22 protein-coding genes are annotated in these 23,241 nt (G+C 63.4%); 16 read left to right on the top strand and 6 right to left on the bottom strand.

From position 1 onward, the window contains the following. Positions 1-61 precede the first annotated feature (61 nt). Together CFE28_08695 and CFE28_08690 are read right to left on the bottom strand one after the other, a co-directional pair. Positions 62-1,534, bottom strand: a complete 1,473-nt coding sequence (locus CFE28_08695; GenBank protein ID OYU70064.1) for an Asp-tRNA(Asn)/Glu-tRNA(Gln) amidotransferase GatCAB subunit A — start codon at positions 1,532-1,534, stop codon at positions 62-64. Continuing rightward, entirely contained in the window at positions 1,535-1,822 is a 288-nt protein-coding gene (locus CFE28_08690; GenBank protein OYU70063.1) for an Asp-tRNA(Asn)/Glu-tRNA(Gln) amidotransferase GatCAB subunit C, read from the bottom strand. Between the two features lie 113 nt (positions 1,823-1,935). Between CFE28_08690 and CFE28_08685 the strand changes: the two genes are divergently transcribed. The 9 genes from CFE28_08685 to CFE28_08645 all read left to right on the top strand — a co-directional run bounded on the left by CFE28_08685 (position 1,936) and on the right by CFE28_08645 (position 12,685). Continuing rightward, the gene (locus CFE28_08685) at positions 1,936-2,412 is read left to right on the top strand and encodes a Holliday junction resolvase RuvX (protein ID OYU70062.1); all 477 of its coding nucleotides are present in this window, start codon (positions 1,936-1,938) and stop codon (positions 2,410-2,412) included. Between the two features lie 58 nt (positions 2,413-2,470). Continuing rightward, positions 2,471-3,448 (top strand): aspartate carbamoyltransferase, encoded by a 978-nt coding sequence (locus tag CFE28_08680; GenBank protein OYU70061.1) that lies wholly within the window; start codon positions 2,471-2,473, stop codon positions 3,446-3,448. Continuing rightward, entirely contained in the window at positions 3,448-4,029 is a 582-nt protein-coding gene (locus tag CFE28_08675; protein OYU70060.1) for a Rossman fold protein, TIGR00730 family, read from the top strand. The genes CFE28_08680 and CFE28_08675 overlap by 1 nt, the downstream gene beginning before the upstream one ends. 11 nt (positions 4,030-4,040) lie before the next feature. Then, entirely contained in the window at positions 4,041-5,336 is a 1,296-nt protein-coding gene (locus tag CFE28_08670) for a dihydroorotase (protein OYU70059.1), read from the top strand. A gap of 148 nt (positions 5,337-5,484) precedes the next feature. Beyond that, a complete protein-coding gene (plsY, locus tag CFE28_08665; protein ID OYU70058.1) occupies positions 5,485-6,141 on the top strand; it encodes an acyl-phosphate glycerol 3-phosphate acyltransferase in 657 nt (218 codons plus the stop codon). Next, a complete protein-coding gene (gene dprA, locus CFE28_08660; GenBank protein ID OYU70057.1) occupies positions 6,138-7,238 on the top strand; it encodes a DNA-protecting protein DprA in 1,101 nt (366 codons plus the stop codon). The genes plsY and dprA overlap by 4 nt, the downstream gene beginning before the upstream one ends. 91 nt (positions 7,239-7,329) lie before the next feature. Continuing rightward, positions 7,330-9,939, top strand: coding sequence for a DNA topoisomerase I (gene topA, locus CFE28_08655; protein ID OYU70056.1), 2,610 nt, complete (start codon positions 7,330-7,332; stop codon positions 9,937-9,939). A gap of 20 nt (positions 9,940-9,959) precedes the next feature. Continuing rightward, complete coding sequence (gene rnr, locus CFE28_08650; GenBank protein ID OYU70055.1) at positions 9,960-12,260, top strand: ribonuclease R; 2,301 nt, start codon at positions 9,960-9,962, stop codon at positions 12,258-12,260. Next, positions 12,257-12,685, top strand: a complete 429-nt coding sequence (locus CFE28_08645) for a transporter (protein OYU70054.1) — start codon at positions 12,257-12,259, stop codon at positions 12,683-12,685. Before rnr ends, CFE28_08645 begins: the two co-directional genes overlap by 4 nt. On the opposite strand, the gene CFE28_08640 is transcribed toward CFE28_08645, so the two are convergent. Continuing rightward, positions 12,686-13,081, bottom strand: a complete 396-nt coding sequence (locus tag CFE28_08640) for a cupin (protein ID OYU70053.1) — start codon at positions 13,079-13,081, stop codon at positions 12,686-12,688. 96 nt (positions 13,082-13,177) lie between these two features. Here CFE28_08640 and CFE28_08635 point away from each other — a divergent pair, with 96 nt between their 5' ends. Continuing rightward, a complete protein-coding gene (locus CFE28_08635; GenBank protein ID OYU70052.1) occupies positions 13,178-13,891 on the top strand; it encodes an NUDIX hydrolase in 714 nt (237 codons plus the stop codon). Between the two features lie 97 nt (positions 13,892-13,988). Next, a complete protein-coding gene (gene rpmG, locus CFE28_08630) occupies positions 13,989-14,156 on the top strand; it encodes a 50S ribosomal protein L33 (GenBank protein OYU70051.1) in 168 nt (55 codons plus the stop codon). Between the two features lie 87 nt (positions 14,157-14,243). On the opposite strand, the gene CFE28_08625 is transcribed toward rpmG, so the two are convergent. Together CFE28_08625 and CFE28_08620 are read right to left on the bottom strand one after the other, a co-directional pair. Further along, positions 14,244-15,608: a PleD family two-component system response regulator gene (locus CFE28_08625; protein ID OYU70050.1), complete on the bottom strand. Its 1,365-nt coding sequence runs from the start codon at positions 15,606-15,608 to the stop codon at positions 14,244-14,246. A 5-nt stretch (positions 15,609-15,613) separates the two neighbouring features. Further along, entirely contained in the window at positions 15,614-15,979 is a 366-nt protein-coding gene (locus CFE28_08620) for a two-component system response regulator (protein ID OYU70049.1), read from the bottom strand. Positions 15,980-16,137: 158 nt separating this feature from the next. Between CFE28_08620 and CFE28_08615 the strand changes: the two genes are divergently transcribed. The 5 genes from CFE28_08615 (at position 16,138) to CFE28_08595 (ending at position 22,033) form a co-directional block, all read left to right on the top strand. Then, complete coding sequence (locus tag CFE28_08615; GenBank protein OYU70048.1) at positions 16,138-16,752, top strand: hypothetical protein; 615 nt, start codon at positions 16,138-16,140, stop codon at positions 16,750-16,752. Between the two features lie 89 nt (positions 16,753-16,841). After that, a complete protein-coding gene (locus CFE28_08610) occupies positions 16,842-18,122 on the top strand; it encodes a DNA polymerase IV (GenBank protein ID OYU71631.1) in 1,281 nt (426 codons plus the stop codon). Between the two features lie 165 nt (positions 18,123-18,287). Continuing rightward, entirely contained in the window at positions 18,288-18,617 is a 330-nt protein-coding gene (locus tag CFE28_08605; GenBank protein ID OYU70047.1) for an ATP-dependent Clp protease adapter ClpS, read from the top strand. 6 nt (positions 18,618-18,623) lie between these two features. Further along, positions 18,624-20,954 carry an ATP-dependent Clp protease ATP-binding subunit ClpA gene (gene clpA / locus CFE28_08600; GenBank protein ID OYU70046.1) on the top strand — a complete coding sequence of 777 codons (2,331 nt, stop codon included), beginning with the start codon at positions 18,624-18,626 and terminating at the stop codon, positions 20,952-20,954. 80 nt (positions 20,955-21,034) lie between these two features. Beyond that, on the top strand, positions 21,035-22,033 hold the full coding sequence (locus tag CFE28_08595; GenBank protein ID OYU70045.1) for an adenosine deaminase: 999 nt from the start codon (positions 21,035-21,037) through the stop codon (positions 22,031-22,033). On the opposite strand, the gene CFE28_08590 is transcribed toward CFE28_08595, so the two are convergent. After that, positions 22,030-23,100, bottom strand: a complete 1,071-nt coding sequence (locus CFE28_08590; GenBank protein OYU70044.1) for a hyaluronidase — start codon at positions 23,098-23,100, stop codon at positions 22,030-22,032. The genes CFE28_08595 and CFE28_08590 overlap by 4 nt on opposite strands. Positions 23,101-23,241 lie beyond the last annotated feature (141 nt).

The raw sequence follows: 23,241 nt of genomic DNA, 5'->3' as shown, positions 1-23,241 counted from the left end.
AAAGCCCCTTCGCCGGTCCGGCTTGGGGGCTTTTTGTTGCCTGGAGCTCAGGGACTTTCGCCTACCACCAACGGGTCGGCTTTGCCCGGAAGTCCGCCGCCTTTTCCAGAGCCCCGCCCAGAGAGAACAGGGTCCCCTCATCCAGGGTTCGGCCAATCAGCTGAAGTCCCAGGGGCAGGCCATTGGCGTCAACGCCGGCCGGTATGCTCATGCCCGGAAGGCCTGCCAGGTTCACCGTCACCGTGAAGATGTCATTCAGGTACATGGCGACCGGGTCATCGGCGTTTTCCCCAAGGCCGAAGGCTGCGGAGGGCGCTGTCGGGGTCAGCAGGGCGTCGACCTTGCCGAAGGCCTGCTCGAAATCATCGGCGATTCGGCGACGGACCTTGAGCGCCTTGAGATAGTAAGCGTCGTAGTATCCAGCCGAGAGCACATAGGTGCCGATCAGGATGCGGCGTTTCACTTCCTCGCCAAAGCCCTTGGCCCGGGTGTTTTCGTAGGTCTCGGTCAGGTTGCCGCCCTCGACCCGCAGGCCGTAGCGCATGCCGTCATAGCGGGCGAGGTTCGAGGAGGCTTCGGCCGGAGCGACGATGTAATAGGCCGGCAGGGCGTATTTGGTGTGCGGCAGGGAGACCTCGACAATCTCGCAGCCGGCTTCCTTCAGCCAGGCGATACCCTGTTCCCAGAGAGCGTCGATTTCCGGCGGCATGCCGTCTACCCGATACTCTTTCGGAATGCCGATCCGCAGGCCCTTGACCGACTTGCCGACAAAACTGGCGAAATCCGGGGTGTCGACGTCCAGGCTGGTGGCGTCCTTGGGGTCATGGCCCGCCATGGACTTGAGCAGGATTGCGGCGTCTTCCACCGTCTTGGCTATGGGGCCGGCCTGATCGAGAGACGAGGCGAAGGCCACAACGCCCCAGCGCGAGCATCGGCCATAGGTTGGCTTGATGCCGACCGTCCCCGTAAAGGCGGCCGGCTGGCGGATGGATCCGCCTGTGTCAGTCGCGGTTGCCCCCAGGCAGAGGTCGGCCGCAACCGACGCCGCAGAACCACCGGACGAACCGCCAGGGGTCAAACTTGCATTACTGCCACTACGCCGCCACGGATTGACCACCGAGCCAAAGGCGGAGGTCTCGTTCGACGAGCCCATGGCGAACTCATCGAGGTTGAGCTTGCCCAGCATGACCGCCCCGTCCCGCCAGAGATGCGAGGTGACCGTGGACTCATACTCGGGAACAAAGTTGCCGAGAATATTCGAGCAGGCCGTGGTGCGGACGCCCTTGGTGCAGAACAGGTCCTTGATGCCCAGGGGCGCGCCGGTGAGAGGACCGGCCTCCCCCTTCGCCCGCCGGTCGTCGGCATCCCGGGCCATGGCCAGGGCCTGATCCGGCGTCTCCAGTATGAAGGCGTTCAGGGCGCGGGACTGGGCCACGGCGTCGATATGCGCCTGCGTCAGTTCGACCGACGAAAACGTCCTGGCTTCCAGGCCGTCGAGGGCGGCCTTCAGAGTCATGCGTGTGAGGTCGGACATCTATTCCACCACCTTGGGCACGACAAAGAACCCGCCGGAGGACTTCGGCGCATTGGACAGGACGACATTCGCATCGCCGCCGTCTGTCACCACATCCTCGCGAAGGGGCATGGGCATGGAGACGGCAGAGGTCATCGGGACCACGCCGTCCGTGTCCACTTCGGCCAGCTGCTCGATCCAGGCCATGATACCGCTCAGCTCCTTGGCCAGCGGCTCCAGGCGTTCTTCCGGCTGGGCGATGCGCGCCAGCCTGGCGACCTTGCGTACGGTCGCCGCGTCGATGGCCATGGGGCCCTCCTTGATCTGTAAGGTGTGGGTTAGCCGCGGCAGGGCGGCTTTGACAAGACTTGCTGTGGACTTAGGCCCCTTGGTGCCCGCAGCGCCACGGGTTATGCACCCCCATGGCCGTCGTTGAACTTACAGACCTTCCCGCGCATTTGCCCCGTCTGGGCGCGCTTTTCGGGCTGGATCTGGGGGAAAAGACCATAGGCGTGGCGGTCAGCGATCCGACCAGGACCATATCCTCCCCCCTGAAGACCCTTGAGAAGACCAAGTTCAGCCTCGACGCTGCGGCCCTGTTCAAGCTGATGGATGATCGGGAGGCGGCCGGGCTTGTGATTGGCTTGCCCGTCAACATGGACGGCACGGAAGGAACCCGCTGCCAGTCCAACCGGGCCTTCGCCCGCAACCTGCTGCGCCTGCGTGAAGGTCTGCTGATCGCCTTCTGGGATGAGCGACTGTCAACCGTGGCGGTCAACAGGGTGTTGATTGATGAGTTTGACGCCTCCCGGTCCAGGCGCGCAGACCTGGTGGACCAGATGGCGGCGGGATGGATCCTGCAGGGCGCCCTGGAACGCCTGAGAAATCTGCAGGCCTGATCGCGGTTCAGACCGGGCCCTTGGCGCCCGCACCGACCTCGCCTAATAGACCTCTTCAATGACTGCTTCGCCTCTTGGTCTGAGCGAGGTCCTGGGACGGACCTTCCCGTTTCCGCGGCGGCATTTCCTATCCATTCAGGACCTGAACCCGGTCGAAGTCGCAGGACTTCTGGATCTGGCCGACGGATTCGTCACCCTGAACCGTCAGACGGCCAAGAAACTCGACCTGCTCAAGGGTCGAACCCTGATGAACCTGTTCTTCGAGAACTCGACCCGGACGCAGAGTTCCTTCGAGCTTGCGGGCAAGCGTCTCGGCGCAGACACCGTCAATATGAGCCCCCGCTCCTCATCGATTTCCAAGGGCGAAACCCTGATCGACACGGCGGTGACCCTCAACGCCATGCAGCCGGACATTCTGATCATCCGGCACGCATCATCGGGGGCAGCCTCCCTGCTGGCCCAGAAGGTCTCATGCTCGGTGATCAACGCCGGCGACGGCCAGCACGAACATCCTACCCAGGCCCTGCTGGACGCCCTGTCCATGCGCAGGGCCTTTGGCCGGATCGCGGGCCTTAGGATCGCCATTTGCGGCGATGTCCTGCACAGCCGTGTGGCGAGGTCCAATGTCGGCCTCCTTCAGATGATGGGCGCCGAGGTCCGGCTGGTCGGACCGCCGACCCTCATGCCTGCCGAGGCCGCCCGCTGGGGGGTCAGCATCTTCCATGATCTGCGCGAAGGCATTGCTGGCTGTGACGTGGTGATGATGCTGCGCCTTCAGCTGGAGCGCATGGATGGCGTCATGGCGCCATCCCAGCGGGAGTATTTCCGGTTCTGGGGTCTGGACAGGGAAAAACTGGCCCATGCGGCGCCCCATGTCAGGGTCATGCATCCCGGGCCCATGAACCGGGGCGTCGAGATCGACTCCGACGTGGCTGACGACCTCAATGTCTCGCTGATCCAGGATCAGGTGGAAATGGGTGTGGCCGCCCGCATGGCCATCCTGGCTTCCCTGGCCGCTCGCCTGGACAATGACTGATGCGGTCGGTCTGTGTCTTCTGTGGGTCCAGCCCGGGCAAGGATCCGCAGTACCTCGCCGCAGCAACCACCATGGGTCGCCTCATCGCCGAGCGGAATGCGGTGCTTGTCTATGGCGGCGCCAAGGTTGGTCTGATGGGCGCCGTCGCTGACGCCGCCCTTGCGGCTGGCGGTGAAGTTGTCGGCGTCCTGCCGGAAGCCCTTGCCGCCAAGGAACTGGCCCACACCTCCCTGACACGCCTTGAAGTCGTTTCGTCCATGCATGAGCGCAAGGCGCGGATGGCGGACCTTTCCGAGGGGTTTGTCGCCCTGCCCGGCGGCGCCGGCACCCTGGAAGAAATCTTCGAGATCTGGACCTGGGGCCAGTTGGGCTTCCACGGCAAACCCGCTGGTTTTCTGAATGTCTCCGGCTACTACAACGGACTGGCCGCCTTCCTCGATCACACGGTGAAAGAGGCCTTCGTAAAGCCAGTCCACCGAGACATGCTGACCTTCAGCGATGATCCCGCAGCACTGCTCGACGCCCTGGCGGCCTATGAGGCGCCGGTTTCGGAAAAGTGGCTTGAGCGGTTCGAGCTATAGAGGCCCCAGGAATGTCCCGCCCCCTCGCCATCCTCAACGCAAGACTCGTCGATCCTGACAGCCGCTATGACGGCCCTGGCGCCCTTTTGATCCGCGACGGCAGGATTGCAGACGTCATCAAGGGTGAAAGCCCGGCAGGCCTGTCCGATGATGCCGAAGTGATTGACGCCAGGGGCGCCATGCTCGCCCCCGGCCTGATCGACCTGCGCGTCAAGACCGGCGAACCGGGCTTCGAGACCCGGGAAACCCTGAAGTCCGCATCCCTCGCCGCGGCTGCGGGCGGCGTCACCTCCATCGTCCTGCAGCCCGACACCCATCCGGTCATCGACGAGGCTTCGGTCGTTGATTTCATCCTGCGCCGGTCGCGGGACATTGAACTGGTCCACGTCTATCCCGCCGGCGCAGCTACCAAGGGCTGCGAAGGCAAGCGCATGGCCGAAATCGGCCTGATGCGGGACGCCGGCTGTGTCTACGTCACCGACGCCGACCGACCCATTGTCGACTCCAAGGTCATGCGTCGGGTCCTGGCCTATGCCGCCAGCTTTGGCGTCATCGTCGCCCATCGCCCCGCTGACCCCTGGCTCTCGGCTGGCGCCGCTGCGACCGAAGGCGAATTCGCCGGCCGCATGGGCCTGCCTAGCGTTCCGCCCATCGCCGAAAAGATCATGCTGGAGCGGGATCTGGCCCTGGTCGAATTGACTGGCGGCCGTCTTCTGGTGGACCAGGTAACCACAGCCTGCGCTCTGGAAAGTCTGGCGAGGGGCAAGGCCAAGGGCCTCTCGGTCATGGCAACAACCTCGATCAATCACCTGTCGTTCAATGAGATCGACATTGGCGACTACCGGACCTTCGTGAAGTTCGATCCGCCGGTTCGCGGCGAGGATGACCGCCAGGCGACCATTGAAGCCCTGGCCAGCGGCCTGATCGACATTGTCGTCTCGGCCCACGCCCCGGCGCCGGCGGAAGACAAGCGCCTGCCCTTTGATGAAGCCGCGCCCGGCGCTGTTGGGCTGCAAACCCTCCTGCCGGCCCTGCTGGCCTTCTATCATGAAGGGCGGATTCCCCTGCTTGACCTGATGCGCAGCGTGACCAGCCGCCCAGCGGAACTTCTGGGCCTCGACGCCGGCAAGCTGGCCAAGGGCAGTCCGGCCGATCTGGTCATCTGCGATCTCAATGAGCCGATCGTTGTGGACCTCGACAAACTGAAGTCGAAGTCCCGCAACTCCCCGTTTGACGGACGCCGCCTGCAGGGCGGGGTGAAAATGACCCTCGTGGACGGCCGGATTGTCTATCGGGCCGAGGACTGAGACCCTCAAGCGCACGCCACCTGACCGACGTTGAAATAGAGAACATTTGACGAACACCTGCAGATTGCGCCAATCTGGGGCCCGCAGGTGACGTCGGCCCCTCCGCCGACTAGGATTCCTCCACGATCATCTGAAGGGAAAGACGCGCATGCTGGCCTTGGGAATTGACGCGAAACTGGTCGCTATCGCCGTGATCGGCGGCTACCTGCTCGGGAGCATCCCCTTCGGGGTCCTGGTGATGAAGGCCGCTGGCGCCGGCGATCCCCGCGCCATCGGCTCCGGCAATATCGGCGCAACCAATGTCCTGCGATCTGGTCGGCGGGATCTGGCGGCCCTCACACTGATTGGCGATGGCGGCAAGGGCGCCCTGGCTGTCCTGCTGGCCTGGATTTTCTCCAACGGGCAGGCGCCCGAGACCCGCACCCTGCTGTGCGCCCTGGCCGGTGGGTCTGCGTTTCTGGGCCACCTCTTCCCGGTCTGGCTGGGCTTCAAGGGCGGCAAGGGCGTGGCGACCTTCTATGGCACCCTGATCGCCGTAGCCTGGCCCCTGGGTCTGGCGGCCGGCGCAACCTGGCTGATCATCGCCTACATCCTGCGCATTTCATCCCTTGCGGCCCTGGTCTCCGCCGCCCTGTCGCCACTGCTCGCCCTTCTGATCTTTGACCAACCCTACCCCGTCACAGCCCTGGCCCTCTTCATGGCCATTCTGATCTTCGTCCGGCACCAGGAAAACATCCGTAGGCTGCTCAAGGGCGAGGAACCACGGATCGGCGCCAAGAAGGCGGCGGAGGCTGCGGAGCAATGACCCAGGCCCTGTCGCCTTCCCAGCGGCGGGACTGGCTGCGTCTGGCGCGCACCGACATGGTCGGGGCGGTCTCGTTTGGCTTCCTGCTCAAGCGTTATGGCAATCCCACCAAGGCCCTTGAGAACCTGCCGACCGGCTTTCAGGGCCGGGAGCGTGAAGCGGCGTCCGCCATTCCTTCCCGGGAGGAGATAGAGGCCGAACTGGAGGCCGGAGCGGCCCTGGGCGCCAGGCTGCTGCTTTCCTGTGACCCTGACTATCCGCCCAATCTCGCCGCCCTGGACGCGCCGCCACCCATGATCTGGACGCGTGGGGATGTTGACCAGCTCCACCGCCCCACAGTCGCCATTGTGGGCGCCCGGATAGCTTCGGCTGCAGGCCAGCGCTTCGCCCGCACCCTTGCAGGGGAACTCGGCGCCGCCGGCTTTGTGGTGGTGTCCGGACTGGCCAGGGGCGTGGACGGCGCGGCCCACGAAGGCGCCCTGCACTCGGGCACGGTCGCCGTGCTGGGGGGCGGAATTGACGATGTCTATCCCCGGGAACACGACAAGCTCTACCAGCAGATCGTCGACCAGGGCTGCGTTGTCTCGGAAAGCCGCCCGGGCCAGATCGCCCAGGCCCGCGACTTCCCCAGGCGCAACCGGATCATTTCCGGCCTGAGCCGGGCCATTGTGGTTGTGGAAGCCGAAATGCGGTCGGGCTCGCTGATCACCGCCCGCATGGGCGCAGAACAGGGCCGTGAGGTTCTTGCCGTGCCTGGCTCTCCCCTCGATCCGCGGGCGAAGGGCTGCAATGACCTGATCCGCCAGGGCGCCGCGATCTGCGAGGGCGTTGACGACGTCCTGCGCGCCCTCGAAGGATTTGGCGGCTTCCAGGCGCCTCAAACGCCTTGGCTTTCGGACGTGGAAAGCGGGTTCGACACTGGCCTCGACGACCTTTGCGAGCAGGTCGCCGCTCTGCTGTCGCCGACCCCGGTATCAAGGGACGACCTCATCCGCGCAGCCGGCGGACATGCCGGTCCTGTGCTCGCGGCCCTTGCGGAACTTGAACTTGCAGGGCGTGCGGAATTCAGCCCTGGAGGGGCCGTAGCTGCGACCTAATTTCTTGAGCAGTTGACAGCTATGGGGGTCAGCCCCACCTTCCGCTCCCTTTTCAGTCCGGGCTTTCGGCCCTTGGGATCACCCGTCGCGCATGAACCTCGTCGTTGTCGAGAGCCCCGCAAAGGCCAAGACCATCAATAAGTATCTGGGCTCGAACTATACGGTTCTGGCCAGCTACGGCCATGTCCGCGACTTGCCGGCCAAGGACGGATCGGTTCGGCCCGACGACGACTTCTCCATGTCGTGGGACGTCGATCCCAAGGCGGCCAAACGCCTGAACGACATTGCTGATGTCGCCAAGACGGCCGAACGCATCATCCTGGCCACCGACCCCGACCGTGAAGGGGAAGCCATCTCCTGGCACGTGCTTGAGGTCCTCTCCAAGAAGAAGGCCATCAAGGGCGCCAAGGTCGAGCGGGTGGTGTTCAACGCCATCACCAAGACCGCCGTGACCGAAGCGATGAAGTCGCCGCGGGACATCGACATGGAGCTGGTGGACGCCTATCTGGCCCGCCGTGCCCTGGACTATCTCGTGGGCTTCACCCTTTCGCCCGTCCTCTGGCGCAAGCTGCCGGGGTCCCGGTCCGCAGGACGGGTGCAGTCCGTCGCCCTTCGCCTGATTGTCGACCGCGAAATCGAGATCGAGAGCTTTGACACCCAGGAATACTGGACGGTAGAGGCGGACGTCTCGGCTGGAACCGATCCTTTCCTGGCCCGCATGGTCAAGCATGAGGGCAAGCGCCTCACCAAGTTCGACCTGAATTCCGAGGCCGGCGCCCGGGCGGCGCAGGCTGCCGTGAAGGCCGCGACCTTCAAGATCGCCTCAGTCGAGAAAAAGCCGGCCCGCAGGTCCCCTGCCCCGCCCTTCACCACTTCGACCCTGCAGCAGGAAGCCGCACGCAAGCTCGGCTTCTCCGCCCAGCGCACCATGCAGGCGGCGCAGAAGCTGTACGAAGGGATCGACATCGGCGGCGAGACCGTCGGCCTGATCACCTATATGCGGACTGATGGCGTCCAGTCTGCGCCTGAGGCCCTGCAGGAAGCCCGCCAGGTCATTGGCGGCATCTATGGCAAGGAATACGTTCCCGAAGCGCCCAGGATCTACAAGACCAAGGCCAAGAACGCCCAGGAAGCCCACGAGGCCATCCGGCCGACCTCTCTGGCCCGCAATCCCGGGTCCCTGCGCCTGGAGAGCGACCTCGGCCGCCTTTACGAGTTGATCTGGAAGCGGATGATCGCCTCCCAGATGGAGGCCGCCCGGATCGAGCGGACCACCATCGAACTGGAAAGCGGCGACGGCCAGACCGGCCTGCGCGCCACCGGTCAGGTCGTGCTGTTTGATGGCTATCTCGCGGTCTACGAGGAAGGTCGCGACGACGCCGACGACGAGGAAAGCGGCCGCCTGCCCCAGGTCAAGGAGGGCGCCGACGCCAGGGTGATCGACGCCCGCGCCGACCAGCACTTCACCGAACCGCCCCCGCGCTATTCCGAAGCCAGCCTCGTCAAGAAGATGGAAGAGCTGGGGATCGGGCGCCCGTCGACCTATGCCTCCATCCTGACCGTCCTGCGGGACCGGGCCTATGTCCGCATGGACAAGAACCGGTTCATTCCCGAGGACAAGGGACGGCTGGTGACGGCCTTCCTCGAGCAGTTCTTCCGCAAGTACGTCCAGTACGACTTCACGGCGGCCCTGGAGGAAAAGCTCGACCTGGTCTCGGCCGGAGAGCTGAACTGGAAGGTCCTCCTCCGGGAATTCTGGGACGACTTCCACGGCGCGGTCGGCGAGATCGCCGAGCTTCGGGTCACCAATGTCCTCGACGCCCTCAATGTCGCCCTTGGGCCGCACATCTTCCCGCCCAAGGCTGACGGCTCTGACCCACGGGGTTGCCCGACCTGCGGCGCAGGTCAGCTGTCCCTCAAGACCGGCAAGTTCGGCGCCTTTATCGGCTGCTCCAACTATCCGGAGTGCCGCTTCACCCGTCAGATCGCCCAGTCCGATGAGGACGCCGCCCAGGACAATGGCGACCGCGAACTTGGGGTCGATCCCGAAACCGGGCTGACTGTCTTCCTGAAATCCGGCCGGTTCGGTCCCTATGTCCAGCTGGGCGAAGGCGACAAACCCAAGCGGATCTCCCTGCCCAAGGGATGGTCGGCTCCAGACATGGATCTCGAGAAGGGCCTGCGCCTCCTGCGCCTGCCGCGGGATGTGGGTCTGCACCCTGAAGACAACATCATGATCACGGCGGGGATCGGCCGGTTCGGGCCCTTCGTCCTGCACAACGGGGTCTATGCCAACCTGCCCAGCGTCGATGAGGTCTTCGAGGTCGGGCTCAATCGCGCCGTCGCCGTTCTGGCCGAAAAGCGGGCCGGCGGTCGGGGCGGACGGGGCGAAAGCGCCGCGCTGAAGGATCTTGGCGCCCACCCGGTGGACGGCGCGTCCATCAAGATCCTGTCGGGCCGCTATGGTCCCTACATCAAGCACGGCTCGACCAACGCCAACATTCCCAAGGGCGCAGATCCCAAGGACATCACCCTGGAAGAAGCCGTGCAGCTGATCGCCGACCGGGTCGCCAAGGGCGGCGGCAAGAAGCCCGCCAAGGCCAAGGCTGCAGCCAAACCCAAGGCTGCTGCCGCGAAGAAGGCCCCGGCCAAAAAACCAGCTGCCAAGAAGCCTGCAACGAAGAAGGCGGCGAAAGCCTGATTCACGCGCTATAGGGGGCCATGGCCAAACTCCGCGCCCCCAAAGCCTCACGCTTCGTCAGCAAGCCCGCCCAGGGCCTGCCTGATCGCGAAACCCTGCTGAAATTCATCCGCGAGGCGGGTGAAGCCGACAAGTCCGACCTTGCCAAGGCCTTCGGGCTCAAGGGGGCTGACCGCAAGGCTTTGCGGGACATGATCAAGGAGCTGGAGAGCTCGGGCGACCTGGGCCGCCGCGGCCGCAAGGGCTTTGCCGCCTTTGGCGCCCTGCCCCCCGTCGGGGTCGTCGATGTCACCGAACGCGACACGGACGGCGACCTCTTCGTCCGCCTGACCAAGAGCGACGACACCCGGGCCGTAAGGCTGTCGCCTGACAGGTCCGAAGTAGCCGCTGGCGCCCCTGGGCTGGGCGACCGCCTGCTGGTCCGCTTCGAGACCCTGGAGAACGGAGAAATCGAAGCCCGTCTGATCAAGAAGCTGGGGACCAGCGTTCACAAGGTGCTCGGCGTCGTCCGCAAGGCCAATCGCGAGGTCAGGCTGGAGCCTGTGGACCGCAAGTCCAAGGACAGCCTCGTCCTTGACGGCGCAGGCGTCATCGACCTTCGGGACGGCGATCTTGTTGTGGCCCAGCCTGTAGCCTCCGAGCGCCGCTATGGCCCCAAGCGCGGCAAGATCCTTGAAGTGGTCGGCCGCGAAGACCATCCCCGCGCCGCTTCGCTGATCGCCATCCATTCCCATGGCATTCCCACAGGCTTCAGTTCCGAAGCCGAAGCGGAAGCTGACGCTGCACAGCCGCCGACCCTGGCTGGCCGGGAAGACCTGCGCGACATCCCGCTGATCACCATCGATCCGCCGGACGCCAGGGATCACGACGATGCGGTCTATGCCCAGATGGACGACGACGCCGGCAATCCCGGGGGCTGGGTGGTCTGGGTCGCCATCGCCGACGTGGCCGCCTATGTCCGTTCGGGAACAGCCCTGGACCGGGAAGCCCGGGAAAAGTCCAACAGCGTCTATTTCCCCGATCGGGTGGAGCCCATGTTGCCCGAACGGCTGTCCGCAGGACTGTGCTCGCTCCGGGAGGGCGAGAACCGGGCCTGCCTCGCCGTGCGCATGGTGTTCGACAAAGATGGCCGCAAGCGGAGCCACCGTTTTGTTCGGGGCCTGATGCGGTCAGCAGCGAAACTGTCCTACGAGCAGGCGCAGGCGGCCGTGGACGGTCAGCCGGATGATGTGACCGGCCCGCTGCTCAAGGCCGTCCTGGAGCCCTTGTACGCCGCTTATGAGTGCATGAAGATCGGACGGAACAAACGCTCGCCCCTGGCCATCGAAAGTTCCGAACGTCGGATCAACATCAATTCCGATGGCGAAGTCGCTTCGATCCAGCCCCGCGCCGCCCTGGAAGCCCACAAGCTGATCGAGGAAATGATGGTGCAGGCCAATGTCTGCGCCGCCGAAACCCTCGAGGCGAAGAAGACCCCGCTGATCTACCGGATCCACGACACCCCCAGTCAGGAAAAGGTCCAGTCCCTGGCCGAGTTCCTGGCGACCCTGGACATCGCCTGGTCCAAGGGCGAGGCGCCCCGCACAGACCGGTTCAACAAGCTGCTGGCCGAGAGCCATGAGAGCCCCCACGCCGCCATCATCAATGAGGTGGTCCTGCGCAGCCAGATGCAGGCCATCTATTCCGCCGAGAATATCGGCCACTTCGGCCTGAACCTGGCGAAATATGCCCACTTCACCTCGCCCATTCGCCGATACGCCGACCTGATCGTTCACCGCGGCCTGATCCGCGCGCTGGGCTTCGGGGACGACGGGATCACTGACTGGGACATTTCCCACATCAAGGACACGGCCGAGCAGATCACATTTGCCGAACGCCGGGCCATGGCCGCCGAGCGGGACGCCACGGATCGCTATGTCGCCGCCTTCCTCGCAGACCGGGTCGGCGCCGAGTTCGCCGGCCGGATTACCGGCGTCACCCGGTTCGGCCTGTTTGTCCGCCTGGAGGAGACCGGCGCCGATGGACTGGTTCCGATATCGCGGCTGGGGGATGAGTTCTTCATCCATGATGACCGCCTGCACGCCCTGGTGGGCGAACGAAGCGGTTCCCGCTGGATGCTGGGCACGCCCGTTGTCGTCCGATTGCTGGAGGCCACTCCAGTGACCGGCGGCCTGGTCTTCGAAATGCTCTCTTCGCCGGCGCCCGCAGATGCGAACGCCCCCCGACCCCGTATGGCGCAACGCAATCGCAAACCCGGTGCTCAGGACGCTCGCAAGCGCGGCGGTCCGCCAAAGGGCGTGCGCAAGGGAAAGAGGCGATGATCGCCAACTGGCTTCCCTGGGCGCTGGGGTCAGCGGGGTTCGCCGCCCTCACCGCCATCTTCGCCAAGATCGGGATCGAGAACATCAATTCCGACTACGCCACCATGATCCGCACGACCGTGATCCTGGCCATCACCACGGGGATCGTGGTCGCCTCTGGCCAGTGGCAGCCCCTGGGCTCGGTCAGCCGCAAGACCTGGACCTTCCTGGTTCTGTCCGGACTGGCCACTGGAGGTTCCTGGCTGTGCTATTTCCGCGCCCTGAAGCTTGGCGACGCGGCGCAGGTGGCGCCGGTGGACAAGCTTTCGGTCGTGCTTGTGGCTGTGTTTGGCGCGGCCCTGCTGGGCGAGAAGCTTACCCTGCCCAACTGGCTGGGCGTGGCCCTGATCGCCGGCGGCGCCGTCCTGGTCGCCTATCGGGGCTGATCAGGCTTCCGGAAACTCGTAAACAATGGTGTCGAAGGACTCGGCGGCGAAGACGTAGAGCAGCCTCAGGGGCTCTGATCCCACGCCGCGGGCGCCATGCCAGACCCCGCCCGGAATGAAAACGGTGTCCCCCGGCGCAAGGTCATAGTCGACCCCGTCGATCTGCATGACCCCTTTCCCGGACAGGATGTAATAGGCCTCGTCCTCGGCATGGCGGTGAATTTTGGGCGCCCCGCCCTCACCCTCCGGCACATCGGCCACACCCATGGTCAGGCCCCGCGATGGGGTCCGGTCAGCGCTCAGCAGGGTGCGCCAGGAAACCACCCCCTTCACAGGATCGTCCCACGCCTCAAGGGGGATGTCGGCTTGCTTGAGGACAAAGGGTTTCGGGGACATGGATCCTCCCAAAAATCAGCGACGCGGGCAAACAGAGTACAGAATTGACGTAAGGGCACCGTTCCCTAGAACGAAAACCGGTCCTAGACTTCGGACATGACCGAAGAAACGCCCCCCGTCCGTCGTTCTGACGGATCCCGCATGCGCCCTGAAGGCGCCCCCGCCGTCAAGCCGAGAGACGCCGCGACCCTGTTCATCATCAGACGGGATGGCCCGAAGCCCCGCGTCCTGATGGGCAAGCGCAATGGCGGCCATGACTTCATGCCCAATCTCTGGGTCTTTCCCGGCGGCAGGATTGACCGGGCTGACTTCCGGGCGCCCTTCGCCACCGAGCTGAAGCCGGAGGTGGCGGGAAAGTTCCACGCCCACCTGCCAGGCAATCGCGGGCGCGCCCTGGCCCTGGCCGCCATTCGGGAGACGTTTGAGGAGGCTGGTCTTCTCCTGGCCAAACAGGCGGATCCCCGACCTGCTGCAGGCCCCTGGCGGGAATTCCTGGCTCAGGGCGCCATGCCCGACCTGGAAGCCCTGTCCATAATCTATCGTGCAGTGACACCGCCGGTTCTGGCCAAGCGGTTCGACACCTGGTTCCTGATGGCTGACGCCGAACGGCTGATCAGCCTCGAACGTCAGCCCGATTGCGGTGAGCTGGAAGAGATCGCCTGGTTCGAATTTGAAGAGGCGTTGGAGCTCAATCTTCCCATGGTCACCCGCTCGGTGATCAAGGAAGCCGAGGCCCGTCTGGAGGAACCGGATCGGCCTATTCCCTACATGCGCTTCCGGATGGGACCGACAAAACCAAGAGTTCTGTAGCGCGCCATTGACTTTGGCGCCGGGATTCGTATTTTCCGCCGCTCTTTAGAACACCCGCCGTCGCGCTCCCGCGTCCGGCCCCGCCCAAGGATCGATCATGGCGAAGCCCGCCTCAATCAAGATTCGCCTGAATTCGTCGGCAGACACCGGCTTTTTCTACGTGACCAAGAAGAATGCGCGCACCAAGACCGAGAAGCTGGTCATGCGGAAGTACGACCCGGTCGTCCGCAAGCACGTGGAATTCAAGGAAGGCAAGATCAAGTAGGTCGCGAAAGCCCCTACCGATCAAAAAGAAGCGCCCGGACCGCAAGGTCGGGCGCTTTTTCTATGGCTGAATGGGCGGCCGAGGTGTTCAGGCGGCCCTGGCGATGACCTTGTTGCGCCCCTGGGCCTTGGCTTCGTAGACGCCCTCATCCGCCCGCTTGAGCAGCAATTCAGGCTTGTCCTTTTCACCAAGCGTCGCGGCGACGCCAATGGAAATGGTCACGCTCAGCAGTTCTGAACCACCCATGACCCGGAAGGGTGAGCCAGCCACATGGCGACGGATTCGTTCGGCGATCCGCTCGGCGTCTTCCAGCTTGGTGTCGGGCATGACCACGACGAATTCCTCACCGCCAAACCGGCAGGGAATGTCGATGGCCCGGACATTCGAGGCCAGACGGACTGCGAATTCCCGGAGGACCTCGTCGCCCACATCGTGGCCATAGCTGTCATTGATGCGCTTGAAGAAATCGATGTCGATCAGCAGGGTCGAGACGGGATCCCCACCCAGAACAGCGCGCTTCACCAGGGCGTCAAGCTGCCCGGTCATGTAGCGACGATTGTGCAGGCCGGTCAGCTGGTCCGTAACGGCCAATTCCAGGGAATGGTCCAGATTGTCCCGCAGATAGTCGGTATAGCGCTTGCGCTTGATCTGGGTCCGGGCCCGGGCGGCCAGTTCCTGGGGATCTATCGGCTTGGGCAGGATGTCGCTGACCCCGAGGTCCAGGGCCTTGACCAGCCGGTTGCGCTCATCGAAGTCGACGACCGCCAGAATGGGCAGATGCCGCGTGGCTTCATCCGACCGGATCTGGGCGGTGAACCTCAGACCGTCAAAGGTCCGCGCCGTGGCGTTGACGATAATCAGGTCCACAGGCCCCTTGGCCGAAAGCAGGGCCTTCTCGGGATCGCTTTCGACAATGGGACGATGCTCGATCGACAGTTCCGAAGCGATACGCTCTGACTGACGCTCATGGTCATCCACAATGAGGATTCGGCCGCCGGTGCCGCCAAGTCGTGCTGACGCGCCGGCAATTACGCCCATACGGCGGCCGGAGGCCTCCCGCTCGCGCAGCTCATCAATGACCATCTTCAACCGGGTCAGACTGCGGACCCGGGCGAAAAGCATGACATCGTCGATGGGCTTGGTCAGGAATTCGTCCGCCCCGGCCTCAAGGCCAAGAATACGGTCGGAGCGGCCGTCGAGGGCGGTGACCAGAACTATGGGGATATGCCGGGTCTCGGGATCATCCTTCAGCCGGCGGCACACCTGAAAACCGTCCATGCCGGGCATCATGACATCGAGCAGGATGATATCGGGCTTTTCCGCCTGGGCCTTGGCCAGGGCGGTTGGTCCGTCATAGGCCACAAGGACCTCGTAGTATTCCGCCGTCAGCTTGGCTTCGAGCAGCCTGACGTTGGCTTCGATGTCATCGACGACGAGGATTCGCGCGGTCATGGCGGCTATTCCAGCAGTCTGCGAATGGTTTCGAGGAAATGCGAAACGGAAATAGGCTTGGAGATATAGGCTTCGCAGCCGCCTTCGCGGATGCGCTCCTCATCACCCTTCATGGCGAAGGCTGTGACGGCGACCACAGGAATGGAGGCAAGCTCATCATCTTCCTTCAGCCATTTGGTGACTTCGAGACCAGAGATTTCGGGAAGCTGGATGTCCATCAGGATCAGATCCGGCCGGTGCTCACGCGCAATCGAAAGCGCCTGCAGTCCCTCACGGGTCTGCAGGGTCTGATAGCCTTGAGCATCAAGCAGATCATGAAACAACTTCATGTTGAGCTCGTTATCCTCGACGATGAGGATTTTTTTGACCATTTACGTCCCGAATAAGTACTCGAACCCGGGCGATTCTTGTCCGGGCCCCACCATTTCCCGATTGATCACACGGATATCCTTAAACTCACGTTAGTCGCGCCGGAGACACCGTGTCAGAGACACCCGCCACAATCGTAAAGAGTCCCGACCTGGTCGGCATGGGCCTGGACCGCACGCGGCCCCTGGTGATTGTCGATGTGGACGAGGTTCTCGGCCTCTTCATGCAGGGCTTTGCCGACTACCTGGCCCTTCAGGGACTGGAATTCCGCCTCGAGCGCTTCGCCCTCTTCCAGAACATCTACCAGCCGGGTGAAGCCGAGCATCTGGACGTCAGCTTGGGCAAAACCCATTTCGACGACTTTTTCCGGCACGCCGCCGGGGATATGGCCCTGGCCGAGGGCGGTCGTGAAGCCCTCCACGAGCTTTCCAGACTTGCAAACATTGTGATCCTCACAAATGCGCCAGGCCATGGTCGCCTGGCCCGGGCCCGCTGGCTGGGCCGCCATCGCATGGACTATCCCCTGATCCTCAACAGCGGTCCCAAAGGGCCCCTGGCGGCGGCAATGGCCAGGCAGGTTTCCGGCCCGGTCGCCTTCGTGGATGACATGTTGTCCAACCTGGACTCCGTGGCCGAGCATGCGCCGCAGATCAGCCGCTTCCAGATTGTTGCAGACCCGAGACTCAGAACCATGGCGCCCGCCAAGCCCGACCTGCACCGGCGAATCGATGACTGGAGCGAACTGCAACTGGCGATTGAGGCCGCGATTTCCTAGTTGAAGACGCTCCTGATCGGGAACAAAACAGGATCGCCCCCAATCTGGCGAGTCCCTTCTGACATGATGACATCAGGCGAGCCCAAGTGGTGAAAGGCCTTTGCCGCGATTGCCTCAAGACCGGTGAAATGGACCGCAGGTGTCCTGCATGTGGTTCTCCCAGGATCGTGACTCACGCCGAGATCTTCGACCTCTCAATCGCCCACATGGACTGTGATGCGTTTTACGCCTCGGTTGAAAAGCGCGACCGGCCGGAACTTCGGGATCGCCCGGTCATTGTCGGTGGCGGAGTCCGCGGGGTTGTAACCACCTGCTGCTATATCGCCCGCATTTCGGGCGTCCGGTCGGCCATGCCCATGTTCAAGGCCCTCAAGGCCTGCCCGCAAGCCGTTGTCATCAAACCGGATTTCCAGAAGTATCGCACTGAGAGCAAACGCATCATGGCGATGATGCGGGACCTGACGCCTCTGGTTCAGCCCCTGTCCCTGGACGAGGCCTGGATGGATCTGTCGGGGACGGCGCGCCTGCATGGGGCTTCACCAGCCATCACCCTGGCAAGACTGCAGGCGCAGATCGAAGCAGAGGTCGGGATAACGGTCTCCATCGGTCTGGCCGCCAACAAGTTCCTGGCGAAGATTGCGTCAGACCTCGACAAACCCCGGGGCTTCTCCGTCATTGGTCACGCCGAGGCCAAGACCTTTCTGGCTACAAGACCCGTCGGAATTCTGCCCGGCGTCGGTCCGGCCATGGTGAAGAGCCTGGAATCCGGAGGCTTTTCGACCGTGGGAGACATTGCCCGGGCCGACCTGAAGATTCTGGCCAAACACTTTGGCCAGAATGGCCTTCGCCTCCACAAACTCGCCCAGGGCCTGGACAATCGCGCCGTCGATCCGGATCAGATCCGAAAATCGATCAGCGCCGAGACCACCTTCAATTCGGACCTCAAGACCTTTGAGGACCTCGACGATCAGCTGGTTCCCCTGGCCGAAAAGGTCGGGCGTATCGCCCGAAGCTCAAACTTTGCCGGACGGGTGGTCACCCTGAAGCTCCGCGGCGACGACTTCAGGATCCTGACCCGGCGCCGCGCCCTGCCGGTCCCCACCCAGACCGGCAGAACCATACTCTCGGTAGCGCGTGAACTGATGGCGGCCGAACTCAAGGCTGGTCGGCCCGGCCGCGCCTTCCGGCTGATCGGCGTGGGCATTTCCGAACTGATCGAAGCCCAGGCGGTGGAATCCGATTTCTTCGGAGATGAGGAAAGGCGAAGCCTGGCCAGTGAAAAGACGGCCGACGCCCTGCGGGCTCGATTCGGATCCGCCGCCCTGACTTCCGGCCGCGCCCTTGGCCGGAAAACACCGCCTTCGGATTGAATGGTTCCGCCAGACATCCCATCCGGCCTCCTGTCGAAGGCGCAAATCTTGGGCCATCCACACGATCTGTCGGCCTGATTTGAATTCAACCCTTTCAAACCGCGCCAGATTCCATATCTAATCACGGGACAGGAGCGGCGATGCGGCCGTTTGGAGACCTGTTCGATGGCCGAGCGTAAGCAAGGTGATCAGGCGACGGGCGACCGTACGACGGTGATCACTAAGACAAAGACGAAGACCCAAAAGCCTTCGCTCTACAGAGTGTTGATTTTGAACGACGATTACACGCCGATGGAATTCGTCGTGTACGTTCTGGAACAGTATTTCCACAAGTCTCGCGAAGAGGCGACGGAGATCATGCTGCACGTACACCAGCACGGTGTTGGGGTGTGTGGCGTCTATACCTACGAAGTAGCGGAAACCAAGGTAGCTCAGGTTATCGAGACTGCCAGACGGCACCAACATCCGCTTCAATGCACCATGGAAAAGGACTAGGCGACCTTGCCGTCATTCTCGCGCCAACTCGAAGACTCGCTCCATCGCGCCGTCGCTTTCGCCACGCAGCGCAAGCACGAATACGCCACCCTGGAGCATTTGCTGCTCTCTCTGATCGATGACGAAGACTCGGTCGGCGTGATGACAGCCTGCGACGTCGACCTTGGCGCGCTTAAAACCACACTCACCAATTACGTGGACAATGAATTGCGGTCCCTGGTGGTGGATGACGGGGAAGACGCCAAACCAACGCCCAGCTTCCAGCGCGTGATCCAGCGCGCGGTCATTCACGTACAGTCCTCTGGCAGGGAAGAAGTGACTGGCGCCAATGTTCTGGTCGCCATTTTCTCCGAACGGGAAAGCCATGCGGCCTATTTCCTGCAGGAGCAGGACATGACCCGCTACGACGCGGTCAACTACATCGCCCATGGCATTGCCAAGAAGGCCGGCGCCAGCGAATCCAAGCCCGTGAAGGGCACCGAAGACGAGGATAAGCCGAACACCAAGACCGGTGGAGAGGCCTTGGATGCCTACTGCGTCAATCTCAATGAGAAGGCCAAGCAGGGCAAGGTTGATCCCCTGATCGGCCGCATGCCGGAGGTGGAGCGCTGCATCCAGATTCTTTGCCGCCGCACCAAGAACAATCCCCTGCTGGTTGGCGATCCCGGTGTCGGCAAGACCGCCATCGCTGAGGGTCTGGCCCGCAAGATCATCAACAAGCAGGTCCCTGAAGTCCTGGCGGGCTCAACCATCTTCTCCCTCGACATGGGCTCGCTGCTGGCAGGCACCCGCTATCGCGGCGATTTCGAAGAGCGGATCAAGCAGGTGATGAAGGAGCTGGAAAACCACCCGGACGCCATCCTGTTCATCGACGAGATCCACACGGTGATCGGAGCAGGCGCGACCTCTGGTGGGGCCATGGACGCCTCCAACCTGCTCAAGCCCGCCCTCGCCTCAGGAACCCTGCGCTGCATGGGCTCGACCACCTACAAGGAGTTCCGCCAGCACTTCGAGAAGGATCGCGCCCTGGTGCGCCGTTTCCAGAAGATCGACGTCAATGAGCCGACGATCGAGGACACCATCAAGATCCTCAAGGGCCTGAAGACCTATTACGAGGACTTCCACAAGCTGAAGTACACCAACGACGCCATCAAGGCGGCGGTGGAGCTTTCGGCCCGCTACATCACCGACCGCAAGCTGCCCGACAAGGCGATCGACATCATCGACGAAGCCGGCGCCAGCCAGATGCTGCTGCCGGAAAGCCGCCGCAAGAAGACCATCGGCCTCAAGGAAGTCGAAGCCGTGGTGGCCAAGATCGCGCGGATTCCGCCGAAATCGGTCTCCAAGTCTGACACCGAAGCCCTCAAGCAGCTGGATGAGGACCTGAAGCGCGCCGTCTATGGCCAGGACAACGCCATCGAGCAGCTGTCCGCCGCCATGAAGATGGCCCGGGCCGGCCTTCGGGATCCTACCAAGCCCATCGGCTGCTATCTGTTCTCGGGTCCAACCGGCACGGGCAAGACCGAAACTGCTCGCCAGCTGGCCTCGACCATGGGCATCGAACTCATGCGGTTCGACATGAGCGAGTACATGGAACGTCACACCGTCAGCCGCCTCATCGGCGCGCCTCCGGGCTATGTGGGCTTTGACCAGGGCGGCCTGCTGACCGACGCGGTCGATCAGCATCCCCACTGCGTGGTCCTGCTCGACGAAATCGAAAAGGCCCACCCGGACGTGTTCAACATCCTGCTGCAGGTGATGGACCACGGCTCGCTCACCGACGCCAACGGCAAGAAGGTCGATTTCCGCAATGTCGTCCTGATCATGACGACCAATGCGGGCGCCTCTGACGCCCAGCGCAACGCCATCGGCTTTGGTCGCGGCAAGCAGGAGGACGAGGTTGATGAGGCCCTGAAGCGCCTCTTCACACCGGAATTCCGCAACCGTCTGGACGCCATCGTCCAGTTCCGCGCCCTGACTCCGGAAATCATCCGTCAGGTTGTCGTGAAGTTCGTCATGCAGCTGGAGGCCCAGCTGGCCGATCGCCACGTGACCATCGAAACCACCGACGAAGCCGCCGACTGGCTGGCCAAGAACGGGTTCGACGAACTCTACGGCGCCCGGCCCCTCGCCCGGGTCATTCAGGAGCATATCAAGAAGCCCCTGGCCGACGAGATCCTCTTCGGACGTCTGGTCAAGGGCGGCCACGTCAAGGTGGTGCTGAAGGACAGCAAGCTGGCCTTCGAGATCGAGGAAGAGGGCCGTGAGCCCGGCGCCCCGATTGTCGAGCGGCCGGCACGCAAATCGAAGAAGTCTACCCCCGAGTTGGCGGACTAGGCTTTCGGCCTTCCCAATGATTGGCCCCGGAGGCGACTCCGGGGCTTTTCTTCGCCCGCCATTCCTTTTGAGGTCGCCCCATGAACACCTTCATCAACGGCCTGCCCAAGGCTGAACTCCACCTGCACATTGAAGGCAGCCTCGAGCCCGAACTGATGTTCGACCTGGCCAGGCGCAACAGCATCGCCCTGCCCTTCGCCAGCGTCGAAGCTGTCCGTGCAGCCTATGCCTTCTCAAACCTGCAGGACTTCCTGGACATCTACTACCAGGGCGCCCAGGTCCTGCTGGCCGAGGAAGACTTCCGTGATCTGGCAGTCGCCTATTTCACCAGGCTCGCGGCCGATGGCGGCGTCCATGCCGAAATCTTCTTCGATCCCCAGACCCATACAGACCGGGGTGTGCCCTTCGCGGTTGTCGCCGAGGGCCTGCTGGCCGGCATGGCCTGGGCGGAGCAGAACCTTGGGGTCACCTCAAAGCTGATCCTCTGCTTCCTGCGCCACTTGCCCGAAGACGCTGCCCTGGCGACCCTGAAGATGGCTGAGCCCTGGCTGGACCGCATTGCAGGCGTCGGCCTCGACTCCTCGGAAAAGGGCTTCCCCCCCTCCGGCTTCGTCAAGGTCTTCACAGCTGCGCGGGAACGGGGCCTGAAGCTGGTGGCCCATGCGGGCGAGGAAGGTCCGCCGGAATATGTCTGGGAGGCCCTGGACCTGCTCAAGGTCGACCGCATCGACCACGGCAACCGCGCCCTTGAGGACCAGAAGCTGGTGAGCCGTCTGAACGCCGAGGGCATGACCCTCACCGTCTGCCCCCTGTCCAACCTGAAACTCTGTGTGGTGGACGACCTCAAGGTCCATCCCCTCAAGCGCATGCTGGATCTTGGCCTGAAGCCGACCATCAACTCAGACGACCCGGCCTATTTCGGCGGATACCTGGGCGAAAACTGGCGCCAGACAGCCGGCGCCCTGAATCTCACCCGCGATGACCTGATCGTTCTGGCGAAGAACAGCTTTACCGGCTCCTTCCTTTCGCCGGCGGAGGTCCGGAACCACCTTGCGCGGATCGACGCCTACGCCGGCTAGGCGTGATCCATCATCTCGCGGGTCATACGCCAGCGGCCATCAAGCCAGTCCACCACTTCCACGGCGGCGGGATGATCATGCGCCGCATATCTCTGGCGGAGCCAGGCCACCCGTTCGCCCAGACCTTCCAGACCGACGTCATTCAGGAACATGAGGTGCCGCTGGACATCCGAAGCCAGCCTTTCTCCCAGAACTGCCTCGGTCGCCCGGTTGAAGGCCCCCAGATACTGATAATCCTCACCCACGCCATAGCTCTCGAACAGGCTCAGGATGGGGATGCGAGACAGGACAGGCTGGAGGGCCGGGTTTACCGCGTGAGCCGCCAGATGGGGCCGGATCGACGCCGGACGCCCGGTCACGGACCTGATGAACAGAAAGGGCGACATGCGCGGGCCGTCATTGACGGGATAATTGTCCCATAGCACCGGCTTGCGGCGCATCTGGTCTCCAACCCGCTGGAGGTGGGCGGGGCTGTATTCCCGGGCGCAGACCTCCTCGCCAGTCCAGAACATCTGGATGGACGGGTCCAGCCCTTTCCCCATGGCTTCCAGATAGCCCGGGGGGCGGCGGCCGAAGCCAAGGTCCAGCATGGGGTCATCGGAGTAATAGGTGGGGCAGAGAATGATCCGGCTGGCTGACGAGCGCTCGGCAATCCAGTGGGCGATGCGGATCTGGGTGTCGGCCAGGCCGGGCAGATCACCGCGCATGTCATCGAAAAGGATGCCCAGTTCCTCCACGCCCAGACTCTCTAGGTGTTTGAGCTTGGCCGCCAGGTCCGCCTGGGCTTCAGCATTGAAGTCCCGATAGAGTTCAAACGGGCTGAGTCCAACCCCGAAGCGCACCCCGCTCTGCCGGCAATGGGTGGCGAACTCGCTGATGGAATGGGCCTGGCCGTCCGGATGGGGCTCTCGCCAGCGCTTGCGCAGGAAGGCGTCCGCCTTGGGGGCGTACATGTAGAATTCGAGGCCATGGGGCTGAAGGAAGTAGACCTGCTCGGCCCGCGCCGCCCAGGACCATGGCTCCCCATAATAGCCCTCGATAATGCCGACCGGCGCCAGATCCGACATGAAATCCCCCTTGGTCCGTCTCGATTCAGCGGCGAACTGGCGACATCCTAGGCAGAATTTCCCGGCTCCGCCCGCCCTTTCGGGGTGAAGAACCTGCTGACCTTCCGGGAAAAGCTGCTATTTCGGTGCCTCTCCAATCCT

The organism is Alphaproteobacteria bacterium PA2, from assembly GCA_002256425.1.
GTDB lineage: Bacteria > Pseudomonadota > Alphaproteobacteria > Caulobacterales > Caulobacteraceae > Phenylobacterium.
This window is presented reverse-complemented; position numbering and strand designations above follow the sequence as displayed.